Source organism: Paraconexibacter sp. (genome assembly GCF_041602235.1).
Classification (GTDB): Bacteria; Actinomycetota; Thermoleophilia; order Solirubrobacterales; family Solirubrobacteraceae; genus Paraconexibacter.
The window spans coordinates 1-10234 of record NZ_JBFIGP010000125.1 but is presented as its reverse complement, the minus strand read 5'-3'; the positions used below and the strand labels follow the sequence as shown (position 1 = coordinate 10234).

Here is a 10234-nt window from a genome sequence, read left to right as displayed (position 1 = left end):
CTCGACCGTGATCGACCGGAAGTCGCGACCCGCGCGGACCAGCGCGAGGCCCACCATGAGGTTCACGACGCCGGCCCCCGCCGCGACCGCCACGCCGACGCCGACCTGATCGATGGGCTGCGGGTCGAACAGCCGCAGGACCGCCGTGACCGCGATGCTGATCGCGGCGACGAAGATGAGGCCCCCCTCGACGCCGGCCGAGAAGTACTCGACCTTCGCGTGCCCGTAGGCGTGGTCCTCGTCGGCGGGTTTCGCCGACCAGTGCAGCGCTCCCATCGCGACGACCGCGGCGACGAGGTTGACGAGCGACTCGGCCGCGTCGGAGAGCAGGCCGACGGAGCCGGTCAGCAGCCAGGCGCTCGTCTTCAGGGCGATGGTGATGACGGCGGCTCCGACGGAGAGCCACAGCAGCCGCCGAAGCCTGGCCTCGATCACACCGGCGACGATACGCCGTCGGCGACCCTCCGGTGGGCCAACGCCATCGCGGCCGCGAGCGGGGTGACGCCGGCGCGGTCGGCGTCGTCGTACACGCGGCGCATCGTGTCCCCGATGCCGCGGACCAGCGCCCGGGCCACCTTTGGGTCGTATCCCTCGGACCGCAGCTCGACGCTGATGTTGACGATGCCCCCGGCGTTGGCGACGAAGTCGGGCGCCCAGAGGATCCCGCGGTCGGCGAGCAGGCCTGCCACGTGATCGTCGGCGAGCTGGTTGTTGGCCGCCCCCGCGATCACCGGGGCCTGCACCAGTTCGACGCTGTCGTGGTCGAGGATGCCGCCCAGGGCGCACGGCGCGAGGACGTCGACCGGAGAGGAGAAGGCCTTGTCGCCGCCGACCCAGCGAGCACCCAGCGCGGTGGCATCCGCCTTGCGCGCCCGGTCGATGTCCGCGACCAGCAGCTTCGCCCCGGCCTTCGCGAGGAGCCGCGCGAGGGGGAGACCGACGTGGCCGAGCCCGATGAGCGCGACGCTCCGACCGCGCAGGTCCGGGGATCCGAAGGTGCGCTCGACGCTCGCGCGGATCGTCTCGAACACGCCCAGGGCGGTCCACGGACTCGGATCTCCGGATCCGCCGCGGGCGCGGCTCAGGCCGGTGACGTGGGACGTCGCGGAGGCGATGGTCGCGATGTCCCGAGCCGAGGTCCCGACGTCCTCCGCGGTGATGTAGCGGCCGTCGAGCTGCTCGACCGCCTCGCCGAAGTCGATGAGCGCGTCGCGACGGGCACGCCCGGTCAGGCGGGCGGGGTCACGGCAGGCGAGGACCCCCTTGCCGCCACCGAGCCGCAGGCCGGCGACGGCGGACTTCCACGTCATCGCCCGGCTCAGGCGCAGCGCGTCGCGCAGGGCGAGCCGGTGATCGTCGTAGCGGAGCACGCGGCATCCGCCGAGCGACGGGCCGCGGGCCGTCGAGTGCACCGCGATGATGGAGTACAGGCCCGAGCGCGGGCCGCGGCGCACGAGGACCTCCTCGTGATCCAGCGACGTCATGTACCGGTCGAACGGAACGGAGCTGCTGCTCACCGAGTGGAACCCGTCCCTGCGGTGGTCGTCGTCGACGAGCCGGGGGTCGGCGCGCCGCCGGCGCCCGGAGCGGGGCTGGCGGCTCCGGACGGGGCTCCGGTGTCGCGGGCGGGCTCGGTCCTGGTGGGCGCCTGACCGGTGGGCTGGCCGGTCGTGGCGCCCGAGCCCGACGACGGCGACTTCTGCGGGGTGCCGGTGGTGGAGGTTCCTGTGCCGCCGCCGGAGGTCGTGCCGCTCCCCGGCCCGGTGGTCGTCGGCTGCTGCCCGGTGGTGCTCGGCGGAGGCGTGACGACCGATGTCTCCTCGGGTGCCTGGACGCCCCCGGTGGTCTCCCCGATCGTGGGCGGCGCTGTGATCGGCGCCAGGCCGGGCTCGGCCGCGTCGTCGCCGGCCGGGGCCGGGGTCGGTGGCAGCGCCTCGTCCGCCGTGGCGCGGTGCTTGCTCGCGACGTGCTCGTCGGCTGCGGGCTGCTTCGAGAGGGCGAGCTCGGGCCTCGGGCCACTGCGGTCCAGGGCGTGCGCCCGGGCGATCTCGGCCGCGGGGGGTACGGCGGCGCGCACGGGAGCGGACTTCCGTTCGGACTTCGCTGCGCTGCGGCCCGACTCGGGAGGAGCGATGCGCTGCTGCACCTCGGCGGCGCTCCCGCCGACGACAGCCGCGCAGCACACGATCGCGGCGACCTTGCTGGCCGTCGCCGCGGCGCCGCCGCCGATCAGGGCGACACCGCTGCCGCCACCGACGGTCGCGGCGCCGCCGGCCGCCGCGCCCGAGCCGGCGGAGCCGATGCCCAGGAGCTTCACGAGCACGCCCCACGGGCCGGGACCGGGGGCGAGGCTGTGCAGTCCGGTCGCCACGCCCTTGAGCGTCTCGCGATAGGACCGGCAGGCGGGGCAGTCACGCAGGTGGCGCCGGGCGCGCCCGGTCATCCGCACGCCGCGGTCGTGGGCCTGGTCGAGGTCGTCGCGGATGTCCGCGCACGACAGCGCGCGGGCCTCGGCCTGCTCGACCAGTCCCATCCGGGCGCGCACGAGCAGCGACTTGACGGCCGGGATCGAGCAGTCCAGCGCGTCGGCGAGCTCCACGTAGGAGAGGCCCTCCATCTCGCGCAGCAGCAGCGCGGACCGCTGCTGATCGGGGAGACGGCCGACATCGGTGACGAGGCGCTGCAGGTCCTCGCGCTGCTGGGCCTCGACGATCGGGTCGTGCAGCGAGGCGGCCGTCTCCTCGTGGAGCTCGACGGTCGCGGGCTGCGGGCGCCGTACGTGGTCGATGCACCGGTTGTGCGCGACGCGGTACAGCCAGGCGCGCACCGACACCGGACGGTCGTCCGCACGAAGCGCCCCGTACGCCCGCAGGAAGACGTCCTGCATGACGTCCTCGGCATCCGACGGCGACCCGTTGAGCATCTGACGGGCGTAGGTGAAGAGCCGCTGCCGGTAACGGTCGTGGATCACCCGGAACGCCTCGTCGCTCCCGGCACGGAACAGCGCCAGCAGCTGCTCGTCCGACCGCAGCCGCAGGAGCGGCCCTCCCCGGAGGAGGCGGATTCCGGCAGGGGATCTGGTGGTCGGGACGTCCACGTGAAGCTCCGTAGGCTACTCCCGCAAACGGCCGTGCGGGCACAGAGTTGCGCGAACCGCCGGGTCCTGCGCGGCCTCCGCCGCGACGCGGCCCACCCGCCGACCGGTGCCTCACACGACGAGCCCGTGGCGCATCGTGTTCTCCACGACCACGCGCGGCTCCACGAAGTGCAGGAGGTAGTCGGGCCCGCCGGCCTTCGTGCCGGTGCCCGACAGGCGGTTGCCGCCGAACGGGTGGCGTCCGACCATGGCGCCGGTGATGTCGCGGTTGACGTACAGGTTGCCGACCGGGGACCGGCGTGCGACGTGGGCCACCGTCCGCGGATCGCGCGAGAACAGCCCGCCGGTCAGGGCGCTCGACGAGGCGTCGACGATGTCGCAGGCCTCGTCGATCCCGGCGACCGCCTCCACGGTCAGCAGCGGTCCGAACAGCTCGCGTCGCAGCAGTTCGGAGTCCGCGGGCAGCGCGCGGACGACCGTCGGGGCCACGAACCAGCCGGTGCCCTGTGGTGCGGCGGAGGACGCGACCACCGAGCCCTCGCGCCGTGCGAGGGCGACCGCGTCGTGCAGCCGCCGCTGCGAGCCCTCGTCGATCAGCGGTGGGACATCGGTCGCGAAGTCCTCGGCCTGCCCGACCCGGAGTGCATCCACGGCGCCCGCGAGCCGCTCGACCAGGAGGTCCGCGATCCGCTCGTGCACGAGCACCCGGGACGCCGCCGAGCACTTCTGCCCGCCGAACGCGAAGGCACTGCGGACGATCGCGGGGACCGCCTCGTCGAGATCGGCGTCGGCGTCGACGATGATGCAGTTCTTGCCGCCCATCTCGGCGATGACGCGCTTCAGGTGCCGCTGGCCCGGAGCGACGTCGGCGGCGGCACGGAGGATGTCCAGCCCCACCGCCTCGGACCCGGTGAAGGCGATCGTCTGCACGGCGGGGTGACGCACGAGCGCGCGGCCCGGCTCGTCGAAGCCCGGGAGGAGGCCCAGCGCGCCGGTGGGGAGGCCCGACGCGTAGAGCGCCTCGACGATGGCCAGTGCGCAGGCCGGAGCCTGCTCGGCGGGCTTGAGGACCACCGTGGAGCCCACGGCCAGGGCCGCGGCGGTCATGCCCAGCGGGATCGCGAGCGGGAAGTTCCAGGGGGCGACGACGGCGGTCACGCCGCGCGGCACGTAGCGCAGCTCGTTGCGCTCGCCCGGGACCGTGACGAGCTGCGGGCCTTCCTCGAGCGCCAGCGCCCGGACCGCGTAGTAGCGCAGGAAGTCGATGGCCTCGGCGACGTCGGCGTCGGCCTCGCGCCACGGCTTGGCGCACTCGCGCACGGCGAGCGCGGCGAGCTGGTGGCGATCGTCGTGCAGCCGGGCCGCGGCGCGGTGCAGGACGGCCGCACGCTGCGGCGCCGGGGTCGCGCTCCACGTCCGGAACGCCCGGCCGGCAGCGGCGACGGCGTCCTCGACGTCACGAGGCGTGGCCGCGTGGGCGGTGGCGACGACGCGCGTGGGGCATCCGGGATCGGTCGACGCGAACGTCTCGTTCGTCGTCCGCCGCTCGCCGGCGATGACCGGCACCTGCAGCGGCAGGCGGCGATCGAGGTCACCGAGCGCGGCGAGCAGCTCGTCGCGGACCTCGGCGCGGCGCAGCTCGAGGAGGGGCTCGTTGACGAAGTCCGTGGTGGACGGGGTGGGGGCGATGACGGTCACGGGGCCCTCAGGAGGTCGTCGAGCTCGGCGCCGGCGGCCCGCGCCGACAGGAAGGAGTCGTTGCTGGAGTTCTCCAGCAGCCGTCGCACGAGGTAGGCCATGCCGGCCACGAGATCCCCGACGGGGCAGTAGGTCCGCACCCGCACGCCGCGGTCGGCCAGGGCGCCTTGCAGGTCGTCGCCGAGTCCGCGGAGCACCTGGTACTCGACGTCGCCGGGCGCCAGCCCCAGCTCGTCCTGGACGGCCAGGGCGTGGGCGACGGAACGCAGGTTGTGGGAGGCGATCGCCGGTCGCACCAGGGGGGCGTTCGGCGTGTCGGGGGTGCGCGCGACCCCCAGGAGCCGCCGCGTGAGCTGCTCGAAGCAGCGGTCGCACGCGGCGCGGTCCTCCCACACCGGGACCGGCCAGCCGACCTGCTGCGCGTGGACGAGCTCGTGGTCCCAGTAGGCGCCCTTGACGAGACGCACCGTCAACGGGACGGAGCGTCCGGCCTCGCGAGCGCGGTCGAGGATGGCCTCGAGGTGCCGCGGGGACTCCTTGAGGTAGGCCTGCAGCACGATGCCCGCGGACGGTCCGTCACGGAACTCCGGCTCGGCCAGCAGCCGCAGCGCCGTCTCCAGCACGGCGTCGCGGTCGTCGAGGGACTCCATGTCGACGTGCAGGTGCGCACCCAGGTCGCGCGCGCGGCGCAGCAGCGGTCGCAGTCGGGTCGTCGCGTCCGCGATGCCGCGCTCGGGAGCGTCCGGTCGCAGATGGGGGGTCAGGGCCGAGACCTTCACGCTGAGGTTCACCCGGGGGAGGGGACCGACGCCGTCGCGCTCGAGGATCCCGCCTGCGGGCCAGGTCGCGGCGGCGGCGCAGAGCACGTCGAGGGCCTCGGCGCAGCGCTGGGCGTAGGCGTCGGCCTCGGCTGCGGTGACCGTGGCCTCGCCGAGCAGGTCCACGGTCGTCGAGACGCCGTCCTTCCACAGCCGCCGTAGCGCGGGGACCGAGGAGGCGGCATCGGCGCCGACGATGAACCGTCCGGCCATCTGGCCGACCCCGGTGGCGAGGAGGTGCCCGGCGGCGCGGGCGCTGAACCGGCCCTCCGCGACCCGCTGGGCCGCGGTCACGGCGGCGCCCCGCGGGCCGTCGCGGAGGGTCACCTCGTCGAGCAGGCCGGCGAGGTGCCGGCCGAGGTCCTCGGCGTCCGCGCAGGCCGGACGCACGTCCACCAGGCGGAACAGGGCTGCCTTGACCTGTGGGTCGGCCGTGAGCCGGCGCATCAGGGCGTCGTCGGCGCGCGTGCGGAGCGGACGCCGGCGGTCCATCGCGGCGGCGAGGTCGTGCCCGATGGACCGGATGGCGTCCGCGGCGGGCGGTCGCGGAGCATGAGACCGTGGGTGCGGGACGACGGCGCTGGCCATACGTCGATGATCGACGGCAGCGGCGGCGATGTCGTTCGACGGGTGTCGCGATCTCAGCCGTCGGACGCGACGGGCGTCGAACGCAGCCGTGCGGCGCGCAGCGCGAGGTGCAGGGCGAGGCGCACGTCGCCGTCGTCGAGCCGTACCTGGGCCAGCGTCTCGATGCGTTTCAGCCGGTGGTAGAGCGTGGCCCGGTGCAGGGAGAGGTCCTGGGCCGCGGCGTTCGCGTCGCCTCCGTGGTCCAGCCAGCTCAGCAACGTCGCCCGCAGCGCGCCGTCGGCGTCCTGGTCCGCCAGTCGCCGGAGCTCAGGGGCGCGCGCCAGGTCGTCGAGGGCGGTGGTGGGCAGCAGGGCGAGCGTACCGTCCGTGCCCGCCTCCCCGAACCGCAGCACCGGACCGCGTCCGGGGACCGCCCCGGCCACGAGCAGCGCAGCGCGCGCCTGGGCGAGCGCGCTCGGGAGGTCGGCCAGGGACGGGTGCGGGTCGCCGATCCCGGCCGGGGTCCCGCAGACGTCCGCGACGCGGCGCACGAGGTCGTCGAGGTCGGTGCCGGTCGGCAGCGTCACGAGGAGCAGGAGCTCCCCCGGATCGCCCGTGACGTCCAGCGCATGACGCGACGGGAGCAGCCTGCGCAGGCGGCCCCCGACGTCCGCGGACGCGCGTGCCGCGACCACGGTCGTCGCGGGCGTGGGCAGCAGGGCGCCGGATCGGCTCAGCGCCTCGGCGGCTCCCGTCTCACCGCGCAGGGCGGCGTGCACCAGCACGTCGACGGCGGCCCGCTCCTCGTCCTCGGCGTCGCGCATCCGTCGGAGGACCTGCGCCGTGGCGGCCGCCGCCTCGACCGTCGCGTCGATGTCGGCCGCCGCGACGGGCCGGCCGGGCTCGTCGGCGAGCCACAGGAAGCCCAAGAGGCCTCGGGCGTCGCGTACGGGCACGCAGACCCGGGGCTCCATGCCGAGCTCCGGCGCGGCCGGGAGGCGCAGCGGGTCCTCCGCGGCGTGGATGCCGTGGCGCCGCATCCACGCGTCGACCTCCCGGGGCCCGCTGCGAGCCAGGATCGACCGGCTTCGCACCGCGTCGATCTCGTGGTCGTGCACGCTGTAGGCCAGCACTCTCAGGTCACGGTCCTCGAGGTCGACCGGGCGGCCGATCCGCTCGGCGAGCTCGTCGACCTGAAGCTGCAGGATGTCGTGCGGGTCCGAGGGCATCTCGTCGGTGCTGGCGTCCAGCGTAGTCGTCGCGCGCCTGGAGCCCGTAGGGTCGTGCAGACCGCACACCGTTCCCCAGGAGGACCGCATGAGCAGCACCGACACCGCCACGCGACTCATCGCCGTCGACGACCTCGGCGCCTCGCAGGTCGCCGTCGTGCCCGACAGCCCGCACGGCGCGCTCGCCGTCGGGATGAGCGCCGGACAGCCGTTCGCCGTCTCCAACCGCTGCCGGCACCTGTTCGCGCCGCTCGGGAAGGGCAAGGTCGACGACGACGGATGCCTGGAGTGCCCGTGGCACGGCGCGCTGTTCGACGTCCGGGACGGCAGCATGGTCCGCGGGCCGCAGGGGGCCTTCAAGCCGATCTCCGGGGCGGTCAAGGGCACCCTCGGGGCGCGGAAGCTCAAGACCTACCCGGTCGAGGTCCGCGACGGCGCCATCTGGCTCGTCTGAGGGCGGCGCGGGCCGCCGGGCGCTACCGGCGCTTCGCCGTGCAGGTCCGGTAGGAGCGGCGCAGCCGCAGGACCCGGTCACGGGAGGTCGTGACGCGGATCGAGACCCGGTGCCGTCCGCGGGGCAGGCCGTCCAGCACCACCCGCACGCCGTTGCGCCCCACGACCTTGGCGCGGCGTGGTGATCGGCTGCCGATGCGGACGCTCGCGCGGCGGATCCGCTCTGCGCGCCGCAGACGCGGATGCACGACGACGCGCCTGCGGCTGGCGCAGACGCGCGGCGGGGTCGAGGCCGAACGGGTCGGCAGGTCGAGCTCGATCGCGTCGACCGCGACCGAGAACGTCCCGTTGGAGGGACGCGCGTACGGCGCGTCGATGCCGACGAGCTCGAGCCGGGGACGGTGCCCCGCCTCGAACCGCCACGCGTTGGCGTGGAGCTCGAAGACGTCGCGATCCCCGCCGCTCGGGCGCAGCGTGCCGCGGGCCACGAGGCGCTGCGTGGCGCCGTCCGGTGCGAGGTCCCAGAGGCGGGCCTGCACCTGCGCGACGCTCGGCGGGCTGCCGCTGACGCGCAGCCGCGCCGTGATCCGGGGTGCGCCCAGCAGCAGGGTGCCGCCCTCGGGAGCAGCGGGCAGGTCGTAGACCGCCGTGCCCGGCGCGCGGTCGGCCGGCGTCCGGACGCACCCGTCGCCGCCCCCGGCGACGGGGTCGATGGCGACCGACACCGTCGGGGACCCTCCGGTCGACCGGACCGACTGCGGGTCGTCGCTGCGCCACCGCAGGTGCGCGTTCGCGAGCTTCGTGGCGGTCGCGGCGTGGAACGGCCCCTCCGAGGGACGGTCGCGCGGGCACGTCTGCGACATGGCCGTCACGCCGGTGACGGGGGCCGGTCCGATGCCGCGCACGTGGTGGTCGAGCCACTGGTGCACGCGCTGGAGCAGCAGCTTGCGGACGTCGGGCTTGTTGGACGAGCGCTGGTGCCCGAAGTCCCCGAGCAGCACGGAGATCGGCACGTCCGGGTGCTGACGTGCCATCCGCTCGGTGAACCGCAGGGTCTCGTCGACCGGGAACAGGTCGTCGGTGAAGCCCGCGCCCACGAACAGCGGGGGCGGCGGGACGGAGCTGTCGATCCCGTAGGCGGAGTGGTACCGGGTGAGCGTGTCGATGATCGCGCGCGCGCCGGGGTCGTCGTAGGGCTCGCCCACATCGGAGCGCGCCACCCACCCGGGGACGTCGGCCTCGGGGTCGATCCCGGCGGGCGCGATGTAGCCCATCGGGCGTCCCGGGACGAACGGCTGGCCGAGCGGCTGGCCCGGCCCGGTGGCGTTCTGGGCCGCCGCGAGGATCGCGTTGGCGATCGACGGCTGGAACACGCCGACGGGGGAGACGAGGTCCTCGTCGGCGATCGGCCGGCCCACGAGGAAGCGGCCGTTGGGAGCGATCGTGTAGACGAGGTGGCTCCAGGGGATGACTGGCGCGGCCGCCGTGAGCCGCAGCGGCACGCCCTTGGGTGACCGCCAGGGCACGAGGGTGCCGTCCGGCAGCATCATCCGGTCGCCGAGGGCGGCGAGCATGAGGGTCTGGCCCCCGCCGTAGGAGTCGCCGGTGGCGCCGATCCTTCCGGCGTCGGCGACCCCCTCGTCGACGAGGCGGCCGACGAGCTCCTGGGTGTCCCTGACCTCCCAGCGCACGTCCGCGAGATGCAGGTAGCCCTTCGCGCAGGCGGCGGGCGAGGCCGCTCTCGCCTCCGGGGTGCCGCACGATCCCCACAGCCCGCGGGCCGTGAAGTTGAGCACCGCGTACCCGTCCTTCGCCCAGGCCTGGACGTTGTCGGTGTAGGCGGTCTCCCGAGGATCGAGGAACTCGTGCTTGGAGTTGCCGAAGCCGTGCGTGGTGACCACGAGCGGCAGCGGCCCTTCCGGGGCCGAGGCCGGCAGCGCGACCGTCGTGTCCAGCGGGACGCCGTCCCAGCTGGCGACGAGCCCCTCGCAGAGGCGGACCCCGTCGCTGTCGCGGCAGTCCGTCAGGCCGAGCGGGGCGGCGGCATGGGCGGTCGGCGCGGCCCCGGTCGCGACGACGACGGCCAGCAGCGCCGCTCCCAGGTACCCACGCATACCTCAGACCCTATCCGCGCGTCGGACCGCGCGCGCCCGACGGCCGCGCCCGTTGCGTGGTTGTGTCGTTTCGCATTAGGGTCTGACGGTGTTCCCCCGACCCACACCGAGGCGGTAGGTCGTGCCGCACCCCAACCGCGTCACCCCGTTCGGGACGCTCGAGCCCGTGCCGGTGCGCGGGACCATGATGGGGAACCGCGGGTGCCTGGTCGACGCCGACGGCCGACTGCACCGGCGATGGCAGGGGGAACGCTGGAT

The 10234-nt window shown here is 74.9% G+C and carries 8 protein-coding genes; 1 reads left to right on the top strand and 7 read right to left on the bottom strand.

The annotated features are described in order from the left end of the window. The 6 genes from ABYE80_RS11440 to ABYE80_RS11415 all read right to left on the bottom strand — a co-directional run. Positions 1–435: cation diffusion facilitator family transporter (locus ABYE80_RS11440; RefSeq protein ID WP_372790408.1), on the bottom strand; the 435-nt coding region annotated here is incomplete at its 3' end. Beyond that, the gene (locus ABYE80_RS11435) at positions 432–1517 is read right to left on the bottom strand and encodes a Glu/Leu/Phe/Val dehydrogenase (RefSeq protein ID WP_372790407.1); all 1086 of its coding nucleotides are present in this window, start codon (positions 1515–1517) and stop codon (positions 432–434) included. The genes ABYE80_RS11435 and ABYE80_RS11440, both read right to left, overlap by 4 nt. Next, positions 1514–3097 (bottom strand): sigma-70 family RNA polymerase sigma factor, encoded by a 1584-nt coding sequence (locus ABYE80_RS11430; RefSeq protein WP_372790406.1) that lies wholly within the window; start codon positions 3095–3097, stop codon positions 1514–1516. Before ABYE80_RS11430 ends, ABYE80_RS11435 begins: the two co-directional genes overlap by 4 nt. A gap of 111 nt (positions 3098–3208) precedes the next feature. Then, positions 3209–4795 carry an aldehyde dehydrogenase family protein gene (locus ABYE80_RS11425; RefSeq protein WP_372790405.1) on the bottom strand — a complete coding sequence of 529 codons (1587 nt, stop codon included), beginning with the start codon at positions 4793–4795 and terminating at the stop codon, positions 3209–3211. After that, entirely contained in the window at positions 4792–6201 is a 1410-nt protein-coding gene (locus ABYE80_RS11420) for a proline dehydrogenase family protein (RefSeq protein ID WP_372790404.1), read from the bottom strand. Before ABYE80_RS11420 ends, ABYE80_RS11425 begins: the two co-directional genes overlap by 4 nt. A gap of 53 nt (positions 6202–6254) precedes the next feature. Then, the gene (locus tag ABYE80_RS11415) at positions 6255–7409 is read right to left on the bottom strand and encodes a PucR family transcriptional regulator (protein WP_372790403.1); all 1155 of its coding nucleotides are present in this window, start codon (positions 7407–7409) and stop codon (positions 6255–6257) included. 88 nt (positions 7410–7497) lie between these two features. Here ABYE80_RS11415 and ABYE80_RS11410 point away from each other — a divergent pair, with 88 nt between their 5' ends. Continuing rightward, positions 7498–7863 carry a Rieske (2Fe-2S) protein gene (locus ABYE80_RS11410; protein WP_372790402.1) on the top strand — a complete coding sequence of 122 codons (366 nt, stop codon included), beginning with the start codon at positions 7498–7500 and terminating at the stop codon, positions 7861–7863. A 22-nt stretch (positions 7864–7885) separates the two neighbouring features. On the opposite strand, the gene ABYE80_RS11405 is transcribed toward ABYE80_RS11410, so the two are convergent. Then, complete coding sequence (locus ABYE80_RS11405; protein ID WP_372790401.1) at positions 7886–9976, bottom strand: CocE/NonD family hydrolase; 2091 nt, start codon at positions 9974–9976, stop codon at positions 7886–7888. Between the last annotated feature and the right edge of the window lie 258 nt (positions 9977–10234).